Genomic DNA, 17,281 nt, shown 5'->3' with positions numbered 1-17,281 from the left:
CTTGCGATCTTTCGATCAGTTGGTCGCCTTGCTGGCACTGACCAGCGTCGGCTTCTCGATGTAGTTATCCGCGAACAGCTTTTTCAGGTTCTCGACCTTCGGAAGGTCGTTGTAGGCGATGTAGGGCTGGTTCGGGTGCAGCGTCAAATAATCCTGGTGATAGGCCTCGGCCGGATAGAACGCCTCCAGCGCGCCGACCTTGGTCACGATCGGCCTATTGAACACCTTGGCGCTGTCGAGCTGGGCGATATAGGCCTCCGCCACCTTCTTCTGCTCGTCGGAGGTGGTGAAGATGGCCGAGCGATATTGCGTGCCGGTGTCGGGGCCCTGGCGATTGAGCTGGGTCGGATCGTGCACCACCGAGAAGTAGATCTGGAGAATCTTGCCGTAGGAAATCTTCTTCGGGTCGAACTTGATCTCGACCGACTCGGCGTGGCCGGTCCGGCCGCTCGAGACGCTCTGGTAGTCGGCGGTCGCCTTGGTGCCGCCGGCATAGCCGGAGACAGCGTTGACGACGCCGGCGGTGTGCTGGAAGACGCCCTGCACGCCCCAGAAGCAGCCGCCGGCGACCACGGCGGTCTGGATGCCGGTTGCCGGCGCCGCGTCCATGGCGGGAGCGGGGATCACGACCGCGTCCTCGGCGGCCCGTGACGGCATGGCGAAGGCCAGTGTCGCGGCGGCGGTGGCGGCGAGCAGGGACAACAGGACAGGTCGGCTCATGGCGGATCCTCTTTCGGAAGGCCTGACAGTCTAAGGCGGTTAGCGGCGGGCGAACAGCCTGCCCGGCGATTTCGGACATCGGAGATACGGAACGAGCGGGCGATTGTTACAGAAGGAGAGACACGACTGCGTGAAGAACCCCGAAGCCGTGGCCGGCGTAATAGACCACGGCCCAATCCGCCTTCTGCTGTTCGACATCGTCCGCGACGACGTCTGGGCCGCCACCCGGCACGAGCAGCAGCCGTTCACCTATGGCTCGCCGCCGGGACGCGAGGACTACTATTTGGTGGCGAGGAAGTGAGGCCGCCGGAGCGGCGCCCTCACAGCAGCGAATTGAACCAGTCGAAAGCCGTGGATTGTCCGTTCAGCGTGGTGCTATCGCCATAGAGGCTCGCCAGGAAGGTGATGCGATGGCTGGCGCCGCCGACCGGAACGCCATTCGCGAAACGCCCGCCCGCGGCGACCGCCGGCCTCACCAGGCGCGGGTGCAGCGCCTCGTCCGCCAAACCATAATAGAAGCGGATCGGGGAATCGTAGCCCCAGAGGGTCGCGCCATTGTTGCCGAGCCGGCGCAGCAGCCGGCTGTTGGTCTCCGTGGTGAAGCGCTCGAACAGCCCATCCACCAGGAAATCGGCTGCCGGAGGAACGCTGCTCGCGGTCTCGCCCGCCAAGCTATAGTCCGCCCAGTATTTTTCCGCGAACGCCTGGTATTGCGGCTTGATCGCGGTCTTGAACAGATCGCTCAAGCCGTAATACCGGCGATAGCTTCCGAGCAGCACGATCAGGCAGGGCGTGATCCAGGCCGGAGGCATCGGATAAGACGTCTCGGTGGCTGGAATATAAGAGGCCGGGTTCACCCAGTAATGGAAGCTTTCGGCCAGATTGTTGAAGGGGCTCTGCACGGCGGTCGACGTCACCTTCATGCTGCGGCGCTGCATCTCCTGCTTCAGCCATTGCGTGTTCAGCGCGCCTTGCGACCAGCCGTTCAGAAACAGCGCCGATGGGCGGAGGCCGGCCGTTCGCAGCTCGCGCAACCCGGCACCGAGCACGTCAAGGCAGCATTGCACCGTGGCAGCCTTGACCGCATAGGCCTCGCCGCGACCGTCGCGATAGGGGCCCTTGCCGATGTAATCGGCGGCGATGACGGCATAGCCGTTGCCGGCGAAGCGCTGGATGTTGAACAGCGTCTCCAGCGAGTCGACATTGTCGCGGAGCTGATAGTTCTCATCGCCGAGGCGCAGCAGGTTCGACGGAACCTGGTCGAACGACAGGATCGTGCCATGCTGCCAGGACACGACCGGCAACGCACCTCTGATGCCGACGGGGAGTGCGACGAGCGCGCTCACCTTCACCCGCTCCCCGGTTTCCGGTACGCGCGTGAAGGTGACGATACGGCGCAGCTCGACGTCGTGGCGCGCGGCATGCTTTTCGGAGAAGTCCTTGGGCAGGATGTCGTGTTCGTTGAACACGCCATAGAATTTTGCCGCGAGCGCATTCAGGCGTTCCTTCGAGACCCGGACCGGCTTCTCGGAGTGCTCGATGCGAAGCGGCGCGGACTGCGCGATCGCCGGCGCGGCGAGCGAGGCAGCGAATGTACCAGCCGCGACGCCGGAAGCTTTCAGAACGTCGCGACGGCTCGCGCGGGCCTGATCAAACGTGTTGAGGTAGTCGGGTCTTCCGGTGTTCATGCGCGTGCCCCATGCGGATCGCATGGTGATACACATCAAAGCCTAGCGCATGGTGAATGCATTGCGCGGCGCGTCACCTTAGTCACACCACCACGCTCAACCGCTTCGCCGCCCGCGTGATTCCGGTATAGAGCCACCGTGCCCTGGACTCCTGAAACGCAAAACTCTCGTCGAACAGCACGACGTCGTCCCATTGCGAGCCCTGCGACTTGTGCACGGTCAGCACGTAGCCGTAGTCGAACTCGTCATAGGGCTTGCGCTGCTCCCAGGCGATCTGCTCGATGCCGCCCTCGAAGCAATCGGCGCGCACCGACACCTTCGTCACCTTGTGCCCGAAATCCTCGTCGGGCGAGAGCCGCATCGACAGGATGCGCGATTTCGAGCGCGAGGTATTGCGCGACTTGACGCGCCACAGGCCACCGTTGAACAGGCCCTTCTTGCGGTTGTTGCGCAGGCACACCAGCTTGTCGCCGGCGACGGGAAACTGATCCTCGATGTTCTGCCGCTGGCGCACCCGCATGTTGTACGCGCGCCGCGTGTTGTTGCGGCCGACAAGCACCTGGTCGGCGCCCATGACGCGATCAGGGTCGAGCTCCTTGCGCGACACCACCTCGCTCTCGCCGTAACGGCCGATGTCGAGCTCGCGGCCCTCGCGCACGTCCATCGACATCCGCACGATCGGATCGTCCTGGGCCTGGCGATGCACCTCGGTCAGCATCGCGTCCGGCTCGCAATTGGTGAAGAAGCCGCCGCCCTGGATCGGCGGCAACTGCGCGGGATCGCCCAGCACCAAGAGCGGACATTCGAACGACATCAGGTCGCGGCCGAGTTCGGCATCGACCATGGAGCATTCGTCGATCACGATCAACTTGGCCTTGGACGCCGGCGCGTCGTCCCACAACTCAAAGCTCGGCTGCTCCTCGCCGGATTCGCGGGCGCGGTAGATCAGCGAGTGGATGGTGGAGGCCTGGTCGCAGCCCTTGTTGCGCATCACGAGCGCCGCCTTGCCGGTGAAGGCGGCGAACTTCACCTCGCCGTCGACGCCTTCTGCGATGTGGCGCGCCAGCGTGGTCTTGCCGGTGCCGGCAAAGCCGAACAGGCGGAACACCGGCGGCGTGCCGCCTCGTCCGGGTTTTGCTTTCAGCCAGTCGCCAACGGCCTTGAGCGCGGCGTCCTGATGCGGGGTGAAGGTGGCCATATCTGTCTTGAAAGGGCGAAACGAGGCGATTCGCCGTCCTCCCAAAACTAACCATTCGCCCTGGCGGTTCAAGCGCAGGGCAACCGCATCTCAAGACACGTCCCGTGGCCCATCCTCCGAGACGCCCGCCTTCGGCAGGCCCTCAGGATGAGGACGGCGTGCGCGGCAGCGGTTTCAGAGGGCAAAGATCCCGCTCAGCCTGATCCTGAGGAGGCCGCGAAGCAGCCGTCTCGAAGAACGAGGTGCTTGCTCGGACCTCACCAAGCGCGGACTGCCCTACTGCCAGCCCGGAACGCCGCGCATGTCGGGCAGGTGGTGGGCGATGCCCTTGTGGCAGTCGATACAGGTCTTCTCGCCGGTGAACAGGAAGCGCTGGTGCGCCACCGAGGCCCGCGGCGACTGCTTGGTGATGTCCATGGAATCGGCGCTGTGGCAGTTGCGGCACTCAAGAGAGTCGTTGGCCTTGAAGCGCGCCCATTCATGCGCGGCGAGCTCGAGGCGGTGATCGAGAAACTTCTCTCGCGTGTCGATCGTGCCGAAGATCTTGCCCCAGACCTCCTTGGAGGCCTGCATCTTGCGCGCGATCTTGTCGGTCCAGTTGTGCGGCACGTGACAATCCGGGCAGGTCGCGCGCACGCCGGAGCGGTTGGTGAAATGGATGGTCGACTTTAGCTCGGCGTAGACGTTGTCCTTCATCTCGTGGCAGCCGGTGCAGAATTTCTCGGTATTGGTGAGCTCCAGCGCGGTGTTGAAGCCGCCCCAGAAGATCACGCCGGCTATGAAGCCAGCCAGCACCAGTGTGCCCAATGCAAACACCGTGCTCGGCCGCGTCAGCACGCCCCAGAGCTCGAGCGCGAAGTCCGAACTTCGCGCGATGAAGCCGCGCTTGGCCTTCAGCTCCTGCTCCAGCTTTTCATTGGGCCCGTCAGCAGTCGTCGTCATCGCCGGCCACCGGGGCTTGCGCGCGACAGCAGCGTGTCGATGTCGGTGAAATCGTTGCTGACCGGCGGCGTCGCGGTGTTCTGCGGCACGTGGCATTCGGTGCAGAAGAACCGGCGCGGCGATATCGAGGCCAGGAACTGGCCGTCGCGGTCCATGAAATGCGTGATCGAGACCATCGGCGCCTGCGATTCCGCCGTGCGCGCTCGCGCGTGGCAGGACAGGCATTTGTTGCCGTTGAGGTCGATCTGGTAGCCGTCGATCGTGTGCGGGATGACCGGCGGCTGCTCCGGATAATTGCGCGACTCCCGCTCGGAGGTGTTGCGGTTCGGCAGCATCGGCGGCGCCGGGCCCTCGTCGTTGAGCGGGGTCGCGCCGCGCAGGCCCGACGTCACCGTCTGCGCGGTCAGCGAGCTCGCGCCGGCCGCGATCGCGACCGCGAGCACGGCTATGCCAAATCGTTTCATCATGACAGGTTCACCCGCTCGATACGCACGGCGCATTTCTTGAAGTCGGTTTGCAGCGAGATCGGATCGGTGGCGTCCAGCGTCACCTTGTTGATCAGCTTGGACTCGTCGAACCAGGGCACGAACACGAGACCGCGCGGCGGCCGGTCGCGGCCGCGCGTCTCGACGCGGGCGCGGATGAAGCCGCGGCGCGAGACCACCTTCACCTCGTCGCCCCGGCGCAGCTTCATGTCCTGCGCATCGTCGGGATGCATGAAGCAGACCGCCTCGGGGAATGCCTTGTAGAGCTCGGGCACGCGGCGCGTCATGGTGCCGGAATGCCAGTGCTCCAGCACGCGGCCGGTCGAGAGCCAATAGGGATATTCGTTGTCGGGCGATTCCGCTGGCGGCTCGTAAGGCAGCGCGAAGATGCGCGCCTTGCCGTCCGGATAGCCGTAGAACTGCACGTCGGTGCCCTGCTTGACGTAGGGGTCGCTGCCCTCGCGGAAGCGCCAGCGCGTTTCCTGGCCATTCACCACCGGCCAGCGCAGGCCGCGCTCTTTGTGATAGCTCTCGAACGGCGCGAGGTCGTGGCCGTGGCCGCGGCCGAACTGGGCGTATTCCTCGAACAGGCCCTTCTGCACATAGAAGCCGAACGCCTTGGATTCCTCGTTGGCGTAGCCCTCCTCGATCTCCGCAACAGGAAACTTGTCGACCTGGCCATTCTTGTAGAGCACGTCGAACAGCGTCTTGCCGCGCAGCTCCGGCTTCTTGGCGATCAGCTCCTCCGGCCACACCTCCTCGATCTTGAAGCGCTTGGAAAACTCCATGAGCTGCCAGAGGTCGGATTTGGCCTCGCCCGGCGCATTGACGAGCTGGTGCCAGAACTGCGTGCGCCGCTCGGCATTGCCATAGGCGCCTTCCTTCTCCACCCACATCGCGGTCGGCAGGATCAGGTCGGCGGCAAGCGCCGTCACGGTCGGATAGGCGTCCGAGACCACGATGAAATTGTCGGGGTTGCGGAAGCCCGGATAGGTTTCCTCGTTGGCGTTGGGGCCGGCCTGCAGGTTGTTGTTGACCTGCACCCAATAGGCATTGATCAGCCCGTCCTTCAGCATCCGGCTTTGCAGCACGGCGTGGGCGCCGTTCTTGTCGGGAATGGTGCCTTCGGGCAGCTGCCAGATGTGCTCGGCGTGATCGCGATGGGCCTTGTTGGTCACGACCATGTCGGCGGGCAGGCGGTGCGAGAAGGTGCCGACCTCGCGCGCGGTGCCGCAGGCCGAGGGCTGGCCGGTTAGCGAGAACGGGCTGTTGCCGGGCGAGGAGATCTTTCCGGTCAGAAGATGGATGTTGTAGACGAGGTTGTTGCACCAGACGCCGCGGGTGTGCTGGTTGAAGCCCATGGTCCAGAACGAGACCACCTTCGTCTTGGGATCTGCGTAGAGCTCGGCCAGCGCCTCCAAGCGGTTGAGCGGCACGCCGGACATTTTTGCCGCCTTCTCCAGCGTGTAGTCGGAGACGAACTTGACGAACTCGTCGTAGCTCATCTCGGTGGAGTCGTTGGCCTTGGCCGCGCCCGTGGCCTTCTTCTGCAGCGGATGCTCGGGCCGCAGGCCATAACCGATGTCGGTCTGCCCGCGCCTGAAGATGGTATGGGCGTTGACGAAATCCTTGTTGACCTGTCCGGTCGTGATGATGTGGTTGGCGATGGCGTTGAGGATGTAGAGATCGGTCTGCGGCACGAACACCATGCCGATGTCGGCGAGGTCGAACGAGCGGTGCTCGAAGGTGGAGAGCACGGCGACGCGGACATGCGGCGCGGAGAGCCGGCGGTCGGCGAGGCGCGTCCACAGGATGGGATGCATCTCCGCCATGTTGGAGCCCCACAGCACGAAGGCGTCGGTGGCCTCGATGTCGTCGTAGCAGCCGGCCGGCTCGTCGATGCCGAAGGTGCGCATCATGCCGGCCACCGCCGAGGCCATGCAGTGCCGCGCGTTGGGATCGATGTTGTTGGTGCGGAAGCCGGCCTTGAACAGCTTCGAGGCCGCATAGCCCTCCCAGATCGTCCACTGGCCGGAGCCGAACATGGCGACGCCGTTCGGCCCGCGTTTCTTGATCGCCTCCTTCCACTTCGCCTCCATGATGTCGAAGGCTTCGGTCCAGGACACGGGTGTGAAGTCGCCGTTCTTGTCGTATTTGCCGTTCGTCTTGCGCAGCATCGGCTGCGTCAGGCGGTCGTGGCCGTACATGATCTTGGAGAGGAAGTAGCCCTTGACGCAGTTGAGGCCGCGATTGACCTCGGCCTTGATGTCGCCATGGGTGGCGACGACGCGGTTGTCCTTGGTCGCGACCATCACGGAGCAGCCGGTGCCGCAGAATCGGCAGGCGGCCTTGTCCCATTTCAACTCGCTGTTGTCGCGCTCGGTGACGAGATTGGCGGCAAGCGAGGGCGCGGGCATGCCGGCAGCGGCGGCCGCGATCGCGGCGGCCTCGAGCTTCAGCATCTGGCGGCGGTCGAGCTTCGGCGATGTCATGATGGCTCTCCGGCCCTTAAGTCGTTTCGATGGCGTGGAAGACCAGCGCCGCGGAATAGACGTGGCGCAGCGACTGGATGGTGTTGAGCAGGGTGCCGAGGCTGCCGGTGTCCGGCGCCTCGGTCACGACGACGAGTTTTCCGCGTGGATCCCGTCCATGAATTTCGCAGCCGGGGAGCGCGGCGATCTCGGCTTCCAGCTCGGAAAGACGCTCGGGCCGCGCCTGCACGACGATGCTGGCGATCTCACAGCCAGGCGGGGAGATGACGCCCTCGGTGCTGAGCACCCGGCCGGTGATCAATGCGCGGCGGTTGAGTGTGGCCTTGTTGAGTAAGCCCTGGGCCATGATGGCTGTCTTTCGCTTGTCGGAATCAATGCGGGGAGGGTGGCGGGCCGGGAGGACCGGCGAACATCTGGTAGATCCAGACGCCGAGGCCGTAGGAGCCGACCGTTCCGACCGCGAGGACCGGCATCACGACCGCGGTCAGGAACAGGAAGGCGAAAATCTCCATGCGCCTACGGCGCACGCGCGAGGTCGTGTCGTCAGGGCCCGACATATTCGGTCTCTCTGAAATTCTATGGGAATCGGGACGGCATCCGGGCCGTTGCCTTGCCGCACCTTAGATGCAGCAGGATCGCTAACGCGTTGATCTGGATCAATTCATCGGTTTGCGCGGATGTCGCAGCACCTCGCCGAAAGGCTGCTGATTGCGACCTACAGCCGAAGGATCGGGTCTCCCGCGCGGCGGAATTGCCGCTCCATGGACAGCGCCGCCTCGCCCATTAAGATGCCCGCAACAACAAGCGGGCAAGAAAACTGGGAGAGGCGTCATGAAGTTCGGCATCTTCTACGAGCTGCAGCTGCCGAGGCCCTGGGCCGCGGGGGACGAGCTCGCCCTCTACCAGAACGCGCTCTCGCAGATGGAGCTCGCCGACAAGCTCGGCTACGACCACGCCTGGGTCGTCGAGCATCACTTCCTCGAAGAATACTCCCACTCGCCCTCGCCGGAATCCTTCCTCGCAGCTGCAAGCCAGCGCACGAAAAACATCCGCCTCGGCCACGGCATCCTCCAGCTCACCACCAACCATCCCGCGCGCGTTGCCGAGCGCGTCGCGGTGCTCGATCTGCTCTCCAACGGCCGCTGCGAATTCGGCATGGGCGAGAGCGCCTCGATCACCGAGCTGACGCCGTTCGGCCGTGACATGGAGACCAAGAAGGGAGGTGTTCGAGGAGGCCGTCGCCGCGATCTTCCCGATGTTCAAAGACGCAGGGTCCGAGCATCACGGCAAGTATTTCGACATCCCCTTGCGCAACGTTGTGCCGAAGCCCGTGCAGAAGCCGCATCCGCCATTGTGGATGGCCTGCTCGCAATTGCCGACCATCGAGCGCGCCGGCCGTCACGGCTTTGGCGCGCTCGGCTTCCAGTTCGTCAGCGCCGATGCCGCACACGCCTGGGTGCACGCCTACTACAACGCCGTGACAAAGCGGCTGCACAAGCTTGCCGATTACGAGATCAATCCGAACATGGCGCTGGTCTCGTTCTTCATGTGCGCCAAGACCGACGAAGAAGCGCGCGCCCGCGCCGACGGCGCCACCTTCTTTCAGTTCGCGCTACGCTTCTACGGCGCCTCGCAGAACCGACAGCGTCCCGCGCCCTACACCGTCAACATGTGGGACGAGTACAACAGGTGGAAGCGCGACAACCCGCAAGCGCAGGAGGTGGCGCTGCGCGGCGGCCTGATCGGCTCTCCCGAGACGATCCGAAAGAAACTGAAACGCTTTCAGACCTCGCACATCGATCAGGTCATCCTGCTCAATCAGGCCGGCAAGAACAGCCACGACCACATTTGCGAATCGCTCGAGCTGTTCGGCCGCGAGGTGATGCCGGAATTCCAGAACGATCCGGCGCAGGCTGCGTGGAAGCAGGGCGTGATGAGCGGCGAGATCAAGCTCGAAGAGATCGACACCGAGGCTTTCACGGATCGCTACGGCAAGCTCGCGATCAATGTCGCACCAGCCAAGACGGCGGCGGAATAGGCCGTTCGACAGGTCATGTTGCTGACGCAATCTCTGTCTTAACCGGCGGCAACTTAAAACACTTCGTGGGAACCACTCTGGTTCGCACGACGGTTCCATAGCCAAGGGGTTGGCGCGATTCCGTAAAACACCGGTGCAAGCTTCATGAACGCGCCTGCGTTCGCTTGCCCCGTTTGCGACGTCGGGAACCGACGATCGAAAATCACAGGAGATATGATGCTGTTCCGTTCGAGCGCCGCAATCTGCGGCGCCCTGATCGCGCTTGCCGTTTCCGTTGCCGTTGCCCGGGGTGAAACGCGGGGAGTTCACTCAAACGTCGTCGATGCCGCCTCCGGAAGCACGGTGGTCGGCGCTGCATCCATGTACAATCCGTTCAAGCCCGGCAAGGAGGAGGGCGGTCCGAGGACAGCTTCCGGCGAGCGCTATGATCCCTCTGCCTGGACGGCTGCCATCAAGACGAGCTTGCGCAGGAAATTTGGTGGGGTGCTATTTGGCGAGAGGCCGAAATATGCCCTCGTCGAGGCCGTCGGCAAGAAGGTCATCGTCAAGATCAATGACGTGGGACCGCTCAGGCCCGGCCGGATCATCGACTTCAACGAGCGCACGATGCGCCATTTCGATCCGAGCCTGGAGCGGGGCGTCATCAAGGACGTGAAAGTGAGCCCGCTTTCAGGAGACGATTGGACATTGGGGCCGGTGGGCTGATGCAGCAACGAGGGAGGAGCGCTCCCTCTCTGCTTGCGGGAGAGGGTGTCTGCGCAAGCGAGAACCCCGGTGTGGGCAAGCCAGTCCGCTTTAGCTTCTGCCGTACTGGGCTTGATCGTAGGACTGCAGGATCCGGACAAAATCAGCCATGCTGGATCGATCCCGGTTTTCGGCGATAGCCGCAACCTCGGGATTCGATGTGGATTGGCTCTCTTGCCAAAACCGCATCAGGAGATCTGCGATGTTTCTCATGGCGTACTCTCCGGCCAAGCGTGGCAGCGGACACCAGTTGAGCGGCGACGCGCCGCTAAAGCATGATCCGGAAAAGTGCGAAGCGGTTTTCCGGATAGATCATGCGTAAAATCCAAAAGGTCGAGAAAGGCCGGCGGGCACGACGCCGCCGACCTTGCCCCGCAACTGCCGGCTCGCAAGACCGGTTCCGTTGCTTTTCACTCCGGATTGATTGGTAGCATCAGGCACTCGGATCGCGCCATTGCGCACGGGTATGAAGGGCACATACTTAGGTAGGCGCGGGCTGGTGAACCGGCTCAGTTGATCCCAGCCGCTGCCTACGCCAGCTTCCGGTAGAATTTCCTTGCTGCTATCCTCCGGCAAAAGGCATCTGACGGAGGAAGCGATGCGTTCCCAGGGGGCAGGCTCCGGCTTGGCGGCCGGCGACGTCACGCCCGCAGTGCTCGCCATCGGCCGGTCCGACTTTCCGAAGGTCCTGATCGACACGCTGCGCCGGCAGGCCGGGGTCGGTCACTGCATGGTGTTCGCGCTGAGCCGCGCCGGCGCGGCGAGTTGCCTGCTCGATGCCGGCAACATCCCGATCGGCGGCGATCTCGGCGCCGCCTATGCCGGGCAGTTTCACGAATCCGATCCGAACCGCGATGCGCTGTTCGAGGGCGATGGCGGTGCGCCGATCATGCTGCCGTCGTTCGCGCCGCGCATGTACGGTGCGCGCTATCGGAAAATCTTCTTTCAGGATTCCGGCATCGTCGACAAATGCGCCACCGCGATCTGGAACGGCGACACCTGCTTCTATGTCAATTTCTATCGCATCACGTCCCAGGGCCGCTTCGGCGATGTCGAGCGCGCGCGGCTGCAAACAATCGCGCCGGCGATCGGCGCCAGCGTCGCGCGTCACTTCCAGCAGGCCGCAGCGCCCGACCAGAACCTCGCCGCCCTGTTCGCAACGCGCGCTCCATTGTCCGCGCTGACGCCGCGCGAGCAGGAGGTCTGCCGCCGCATCCTGCTCGGCTTCAGCTCCGAGGCGATCTCGAAAGGACTCGGCATCAGCCTGCATTCGACCCTGACCTACCGCAAGCGCGCCTATCAGCGGCTCGGCATTTCCTCGCAGAACGAACTGTTTGCGATCGTGCTGCGCCTGCTCGCGGGGCCTGATGGTTTGAACTGAGGAGACTCATCGTCCGGGATGTCTGCTTCCGAGGAGCAAAGCGGACATGACTTCTCAACTGGTGCGCTGGCGAGGTTAAAAAAGCAACCGTGCGAGCCTCGCAAGGTTCTTCCTAGGAACCGCCTTTATACTTCTTCGATTAAGTATCGTCGTTTGCGGAGCCGACGATGTGTGAGAAGTGCAGCGAGCTTGACGAGAAGATTGAGCACTACAAGGCGCTGCTGTCCCGCATCACCGACAAGATCACGCTAGACGGCATAGCCGAGCTGATTGCCGAGCTGTTGGCGAAGAAAGCTGAACTCCACCCGGAAGCCAAAGAGTAAGGCCGCCTCAGTTGACGTCCGGTACTGCCCGTATTTGGCCCGCGGCGTCCTGACTCAGGTTTGATTTTGTGCTATTGGGCCTATGGAAGGGAACGCATGGACTGAGCGTCCATTAATGACGTGAGCAGCCAAACAGGGGGTCGCTCATGGGTATCGAGCGTATGCATCCGCCGAAGTACTGGCGGGATCGCGCGGAGGAGTTCCGCACCAAGGCTAATAACTGCGAGCACAAACAGGTCGCGCAATCACTCCGGAATGTGGCCAAGAATTACGAAGATCTAGCCGACAGAGCTGAGCTGATCCGCACCGTCCAAGACGCCGCAGAATAAAGCCGCTTCGTTGGCCCTTCGCTCAGAGGAGCAGCGGCCCCGCCAATACTCTTACATATGGCGAGGTCGACTGCTCGACGGGCTCCGGGGCTAGATGATTCGAGCCCGAAGGCGGTTAGACTGTACGTCTATCCGCCTCGGATGAGGATTGCGCCAAAGGAGCACTCAATTCGAGGTGTCCTAAGTCGCCAGAGCAGGTGGCCTCATTAAGACAGTACCCCACGGGCGGCGCTGGCCGGTTCCGACCACAGTGGCCTGTTTTGTTCTTTAGAGTGGCCTGATTAGGCGTATGCTATCCGGATGGACCTTCGGCTTGTCCGGGCACATCTAGCTCAGGCTGAGCGCCACGTTGCGCTGAGGGACAAGCATATTGCCGCCAGATCGAAATTATTGATGGGCTGGAACGCGCGGGCCGATCGATCGACCTCGCCTTAGACATTCCAACCGCGTACCGGTTGCTCCGGGCTTCGCATGTTGAGCACAGGGATACGACCCGCAGAGCGCTGGGAATGAGAGACAGCTTTCTCGGCCTATCCCAAGCAGCGCAACCCTCCACGCCGGACCGTCGGCCATGCCCGTACCTGCCAAACAGATGGCCAAGCCGCGGAACAAAGCTAACGCAGGTTAATTAATCCGGCACTTAAGCCGGAGGCTGCCATGGACGCCATTTTGGCCGGGCCGACCCGGCGCGATTGACCCCCAACAGACATTCCGCTCAGCATTTGTTTGATTCAGGAATATGCGCCGCGAGCTAGCGCTGTCCGTATTCATCCGACGCCGGCGACTAAGTCTGGGCCGCTCGCCATTCGGATGAGTTCGTGCAGGAACCTTGCCCCTGCCTGGGATGTTGGAGAGCAATTGCAATAACTTAGGAGGAACTCGCATGAGAAATCTGCTATTGGCCGGTGCACTGGCGATCGCTGGTTTCGCGATCGCCACCCCGATCTCCATTGCACCCGCGTCAGCTCAAGTTGCCGTTGATACTCCGCTCGGCGGCGTGAGAGTGGGCCCGGAGCGGCGCTACTATCGAGAGTACGATCGACCCGCTTATCGCGCTTACGGATATGATCGCGGATATCGCGGTGAATGCCGCACCGTCACGATCGAGCGCGACGACGGTTCGGTCCGCAGAATCCGCCGTTGCGACTAGCAATACCGGACTAGAAGATTGATGCCGGGCTCTTCGCAAAAGAGCGCCCGAAAGAATTGGGAGCTATACTAAGGCCGCTTCAGTTGGCGGCCTCTTTCATTTTACGAATGTTGCCTCGCCAGGAGCGCAACCCTGGCGTCAGCTCATTGAGGTGGACGGAAATATTCGGTCGAGTTGCCAATCGGCGATCATGACCGGAAGCGACAGTTTGGACTACGCACAACAGGCCAGTTAGGAACGTGCGCGCTTAGCGCGGATTTCAGTCTTGGTAGTTTCGCGCGGTTTCAGGGACCATCCGCGATGGCGCTCCAGACCCGCCATGGGAATAGGCTTTTGGCGGCGTTGCCCCCAGCCGATTTCAACTTGCTTGCGCCCCACCTTCAGAAAATGTCTTTCGGCTTCGATGATGTGCTGGTGCGAACAGGAGACGAGTTCAAGCAGGTCTATTTTCCCCTCAGCGGCGCCATATCGTTCTTAGTCGAAATGTCGGACGGTCATATTGTCGCGTCCACTCTCATGGGCTCAGAAGGAGCGGTCGGCGCTCTCTCCGTTCTAAGTCCCTTGCGGTCGAGGTCGCCAGTCACGGCAACGTCCTATGTGGCCGGAACCGCGCTCCATGTACATGTTCCGCAATTGCAGCGTGCCTTTGAGCAAAGCGCTGCGATCAGGCGTGTTCTTCGTTTCCATTTTCGCACGCAATTGTTGCAGCTTCAGAACGTAGCAGCCTGCAACGCGGTCCATTCGGTGGAATGCCGTATGGCCCGATGGCTGCTCGACATTCACGACCGAGTTGCGGATAGCCGAATTCAGTTAACGCAGGAGGCGCTAGCACAACTCCTCGGGGTGCGCCGAACGACTGTGACGCTGACGATGCGCAAAGTTCGAGCCGCCGGCGGCATCATTTCAGAACAGCGAGGAATGCTGGAGATCGACCGAGCGCGGCTCGAGACGATTGCATGCGAGTGCTATGGCGTAATGCGAGACAGGGTCAACCGCCTGTATGACGAGGAGCTGCCTGTGGGCTCGCCGAACACTGCACATGCGCAGCACTCGCCTTCCTCATGAAATCTAGTAGTTGGACTGCGCCGGTGGAGCGGAGGTTTCTTGCCGGTATTGCCCTGTTCAGTCCCTGCCGAACGGGTGGTGAACGAGAATCCGAACCGTCACGCTTGGATGACGCTCACCGTCGAGGAGTATACCCTCGAGCTGCGGGAGATTATCAAGAAGCTCCCCCGCAAGCTGTATCAATCCAGCGGTGCTCGGCGTAACGTCCGCAAGAGCCCGTCGCCGGCCAAATATCAAGTGGTGCCCACAACTTTGATGTCGCCGAACAAGAGTCCGGCGTTAACCATAGCGAACGGCTCCCGTCCGAGCGAAATCGCTTCGAAGTTTCTTAAATTTTGCTGGGTACGTCTCTTGGGCATGGTGACCTGGGCAGAGATATGAGTAAGCGGGCGAAGCGTGGAAAGGCAGAGGCCCTCGCGATACCCGTGGCCGCGAGAGTCGCAATTGGCGCCGTAGCCGTCGCCGCATTGGGCTACGGTTTGCTGTCTCGCCCGGCGAGCGTGCAACCGGCACGCAAGCCGTCCGCACAGGAAGCCAAGGCATCCTCAACGCCGGTCTACGTCGCACCGCCAGTTCATGCATCCGCGCCGGCTCCGGCTCCGATTCCGACCCCGGCGCCGCTGGTCGAACCACCAAAAGCCGACACTGACGGTCCCGGAGCATTGGTCCGGCAGGTGGTTGACTATGCCAGCCGCCAGCCCCCAGGCACCGTGATCATCGATACCAAGAACACGTTCCTTTATTTCGTTCTGAGCGACACGCAAGCGATGCGCTACGGCATCGGTGTTGGTCGCGAGGGCTTCGCATGGTCAGGCGAGCAGACTGTGGCTCGTAAGGCAGAATGGCCGGATTGGCGTCCGCCCGCGGAGATGATTGGGCGTCAGCCTTATCTGCCGCGGTTCATGGCAGGCGGTCCCGGCAATCCGCTCGGCGCGCGGGCGATGTATCTCGGCGAAACCGAATTTAGAATTCACGGCACCAACAAGCCCGACACGATCGGCAAGCGGGTGTCGTCCGGCTGCATCCGGCTGACCAATGAGGACGTCGTGGACCTCTATGAGCGGGTGAAAGTCGGAGCGAAGGTGATCGTGCTCCCGGCAACCGTTGCCCGCCGGCCATTCCAGGGCGCGCCGTCCGACGCCGCGTTCCGGTTGCCGGACCCGGCATCGCCATCGAAGCGGCCCTTGGCGGCCAACGCGCAGATGCTGTCATCCGGACCGAGGATCGCCGAGGCCCAGTAGCTCCGCCTGTCCCTGTCGCTAGGGACAGACGCCGGCGCCGCGGCGCGCTAGTCTGACCTGGAGGAAACGAGAATCCAGGGGAGCCAGGCTTGAGCACCGCGCCGCGTATCGACATCGACCCGGCCGCCTTCTGGGCCGACCCTTATCCGATGCTCGCCAAAATGCGCAAGGAGGCGCCGATCGCGTTCGTGCCGCAGCTCGGCTCGACGCTGCTGACGAGCCGCGACGACATCTCGATCTCCGAGAAGCAGATCGACGTATTCTCCTCGCACCAGCCCGCCGGCCTGATGAACCGGCTGATGGGCCACAACATGATGCGCAAGGACGGCGAGGCGCATCAGGCCGAGCGGCGCGCGATGTTTCCGACGATCTCGCCGAAGACGGTGAAGGCGCACTGGACCGCGCTGTTCCAGGCTCATGCCGATCGCATCCTCGATTCGATCGCCCCTGGGCGGATCGACTTCATGCGCGACTTCGCGCTGCCGTTCGCCGGCGAATGCCTGAAGTCGATCACCGGCCTCACCAACATCCGATACCAGGACATGGATGCGTGGTCGCAAGGCATGATCGAGGGCATCGCCAACTATGCCGGCGATCCCGCGGTCGAGGCGCGCTGCCACGCCGCGACATCGGGCATCGATGCGGCGATCGACGACATCCTGCCGGTGATGCGCAAGAAGCCCGACCAGAGCATTCTGGGTGTTCTGCTCGCCTCCGGCATGCCGATGGAGAGCGTACGCGCAAATGTAAAGCTCGCGATCTCGGGCGGCCAGAATGAGCCGCGCAAGGCGATCGCGGGCACGGTGTGGGCGCTCTTGACCCATCCCGAGCAGCTCGATCTTGTCAGGCGCGGTGAAGTGTCCTGGCTCCAGGCCTTCGAGGAATATGCCCGCTGGATCTCGCCGATCGGCATGTCGCCGCGCCGCATCGCCAAGCCGTGGAGCATCCGGGACGTCACGTTCGAGCTGGACGAGCGGGTGTTCCTGATGTTCGGCTCGGCCAATCGCGACGAAGCGCATTTTGAGCGCGCCGATCAGTTCGACGTGCGGCGCGACACGTCCAAGAGCGTCGCCTTCGGCGCCGGCCCGCATTTCTGCGCCGGCGCCTTCGCATCGCGCGCGATGATCGCCGACGTCGCGCTGCCGAGCGTGTTCGCCCGTGCGGCGCGGATCGAGATTGCCGATGACGAGCCGGTACGGATCGGCGGATGGGCGTTTCGGGGCTTGCAGAATTTGCCGATGAGGTGGTTGCACTAGGCCGGCCCCTGCGCACGAACGGTGTCATCGCCCGCGAAGGCGGGCGATCCAGTATCCCAGAGACGGTCGTTGGATCGGAGGCGCCGCGGCGTACTGGATTCCCAGCCTGCGCCGGGAATAACAGCGGTGGTGATGGAGGGAGCTCCGAGCCACGGTGATGCCGACACCGCGATGATGACATTATGCCCCTGTTTTGCCCGACGTGTCAAATATTCTTCGGATAATCGGG

The 17,281-nt window shown here is 63.0% G+C and carries 18 protein-coding genes and 1 pseudogene; 11 read left to right on the top strand and 8 right to left on the bottom strand.

What is annotated here, in order from left to right; genetic code table 11:
* Positions 1 to 15: 15 nt before the first annotated feature.
* Positions 16 to 720 carry a peptide-methionine (S)-S-oxide reductase MsrA gene (gene msrA, locus ACVWY3_RS25440; RefSeq protein WP_456840913.1) on the bottom strand — a complete coding sequence of 235 codons (705 nt, stop codon included), beginning with the start codon at positions 718 to 720 and terminating at the stop codon, positions 16 to 18.
* 130 nt (positions 721 to 850) lie between these two features.
* Here msrA and ACVWY3_RS25435 point away from each other — a divergent pair, with 130 nt between their 5' ends.
* Entirely contained in the window at positions 851 to 1,021 is a 171-nt protein-coding gene (locus ACVWY3_RS25435; RefSeq protein WP_456843584.1) for a hypothetical protein, read from the top strand.
* A 19-nt stretch (positions 1,022 to 1,040) separates the two neighbouring features.
* On the opposite strand, the gene ACVWY3_RS25430 is transcribed toward ACVWY3_RS25435, so the two are convergent.
* From ACVWY3_RS25430 to napE, 7 genes are all read right to left on the bottom strand, one after another.
* On the bottom strand, positions 1,041 to 2,408 hold the full coding sequence (locus tag ACVWY3_RS25430; RefSeq protein WP_456840912.1) for a twin-arginine translocation signal domain-containing protein: 1,368 nt from the start codon (positions 2,406 to 2,408) through the stop codon (positions 1,041 to 1,043).
* Between the two features lie 82 nt (positions 2,409 to 2,490).
* On the bottom strand, positions 2,491 to 3,606 hold the full coding sequence (locus ACVWY3_RS25425; protein ID WP_456840911.1) for an ATP-dependent DNA helicase: 1,116 nt from the start codon (positions 3,604 to 3,606) through the stop codon (positions 2,491 to 2,493).
* 276 nt (positions 3,607 to 3,882) lie between these two features.
* Positions 3,883 to 4,548 carry a NapC/NirT family cytochrome c gene (locus ACVWY3_RS25420; protein ID WP_456840910.1) on the bottom strand — a complete coding sequence of 222 codons (666 nt, stop codon included), beginning with the start codon at positions 4,546 to 4,548 and terminating at the stop codon, positions 3,883 to 3,885.
* Positions 4,545 to 5,015 carry a nitrate reductase cytochrome c-type subunit gene (locus tag ACVWY3_RS25415; protein ID WP_456840909.1) on the bottom strand — a complete coding sequence of 157 codons (471 nt, stop codon included), beginning with the start codon at positions 5,013 to 5,015 and terminating at the stop codon, positions 4,545 to 4,547. The genes ACVWY3_RS25420 and ACVWY3_RS25415 overlap by 4 nt, the downstream gene beginning before the upstream one ends.
* Complete coding sequence (gene napA, locus ACVWY3_RS25410) at positions 5,012 to 7,525, bottom strand: nitrate reductase catalytic subunit NapA (RefSeq protein WP_456840908.1); 2,514 nt, start codon at positions 7,523 to 7,525, stop codon at positions 5,012 to 5,014. The genes ACVWY3_RS25415 and napA overlap by 4 nt, the downstream gene beginning before the upstream one ends.
* 16 nt (positions 7,526 to 7,541) lie before the next feature.
* Positions 7,542 to 7,871 carry a chaperone NapD gene (locus ACVWY3_RS25405; protein ID WP_456840907.1) on the bottom strand — a complete coding sequence of 110 codons (330 nt, stop codon included), beginning with the start codon at positions 7,869 to 7,871 and terminating at the stop codon, positions 7,542 to 7,544.
* A 25-nt stretch (positions 7,872 to 7,896) separates the two neighbouring features.
* The gene (napE, locus tag ACVWY3_RS25400) at positions 7,897 to 8,082 is read right to left on the bottom strand and encodes a periplasmic nitrate reductase, NapE protein (RefSeq protein ID WP_456840906.1); all 186 of its coding nucleotides are present in this window, start codon (positions 8,080 to 8,082) and stop codon (positions 7,897 to 7,899) included.
* Between the two features lie 274 nt (positions 8,083 to 8,356).
* Here napE and ACVWY3_RS25395 point away from each other — a divergent pair.
* The 10 genes and pseudogenes from ACVWY3_RS25395 (at position 8,357) to ACVWY3_RS25350 (ending at position 17,052) form a co-directional block, all read left to right on the top strand.
* Positions 8,357 to 9,563, top strand: a pseudogene (locus ACVWY3_RS25395) (LLM class flavin-dependent oxidoreductase).
* 213 nt (positions 9,564 to 9,776) lie between these two features.
* A complete protein-coding gene (locus ACVWY3_RS25390) occupies positions 9,777 to 10,268 on the top strand; it encodes a septal ring lytic transglycosylase RlpA family protein (RefSeq protein WP_456843459.1) in 492 nt (163 codons plus the stop codon).
* A gap of 637 nt (positions 10,269 to 10,905) precedes the next feature.
* On the top strand, positions 10,906 to 11,688 hold the full coding sequence (locus ACVWY3_RS25385) for a helix-turn-helix transcriptional regulator (protein WP_456840905.1): 783 nt from the start codon (positions 10,906 to 10,908) through the stop codon (positions 11,686 to 11,688).
* A gap of 167 nt (positions 11,689 to 11,855) precedes the next feature.
* On the top strand, positions 11,856 to 12,011 hold the full coding sequence (locus tag ACVWY3_RS25380; RefSeq protein WP_456840904.1) for a hypothetical protein: 156 nt from the start codon (positions 11,856 to 11,858) through the stop codon (positions 12,009 to 12,011).
* A 146-nt stretch (positions 12,012 to 12,157) separates the two neighbouring features.
* Positions 12,158 to 12,340, top strand: a complete 183-nt coding sequence (locus ACVWY3_RS25375) for a hypothetical protein (protein WP_456840903.1) — start codon at positions 12,158 to 12,160, stop codon at positions 12,338 to 12,340.
* 883 nt (positions 12,341 to 13,223) lie between these two features.
* The gene (locus ACVWY3_RS25370; RefSeq protein WP_456840902.1) at positions 13,224 to 13,490 is read left to right on the top strand and encodes a hypothetical protein; all 267 of its coding nucleotides are present in this window, start codon (positions 13,224 to 13,226) and stop codon (positions 13,488 to 13,490) included.
* Between the two features lie 300 nt (positions 13,491 to 13,790).
* The gene (locus tag ACVWY3_RS25365) at positions 13,791 to 14,555 is read left to right on the top strand and encodes a Crp/Fnr family transcriptional regulator (protein ID WP_456840901.1); all 765 of its coding nucleotides are present in this window, start codon (positions 13,791 to 13,793) and stop codon (positions 14,553 to 14,555) included.
* A gap of 39 nt (positions 14,556 to 14,594) precedes the next feature.
* A complete protein-coding gene (locus ACVWY3_RS25360) occupies positions 14,595 to 14,936 on the top strand; it encodes a hypothetical protein (RefSeq protein WP_456840900.1) in 342 nt (113 codons plus the stop codon).
* Entirely contained in the window at positions 14,933 to 15,796 is an 864-nt protein-coding gene (locus ACVWY3_RS25355) for a L,D-transpeptidase (RefSeq protein WP_456843458.1), read from the top strand. The genes ACVWY3_RS25360 and ACVWY3_RS25355 overlap by 4 nt, the downstream gene beginning before the upstream one ends.
* A gap of 89 nt (positions 15,797 to 15,885) precedes the next feature.
* Positions 15,886 to 17,052, top strand: coding sequence for a cytochrome P450 (locus ACVWY3_RS25350; protein WP_456840899.1), 1,167 nt, complete (start codon positions 15,886 to 15,888; stop codon positions 17,050 to 17,052).
* The last annotated feature ends 229 nt before the right edge of the window (positions 17,053 to 17,281 follow it).

It is taken from the genome of Bradyrhizobium sp. USDA 4486 (assembly GCF_054057995.1).
This window is presented reverse-complemented; position numbering and strand designations above follow the sequence as displayed.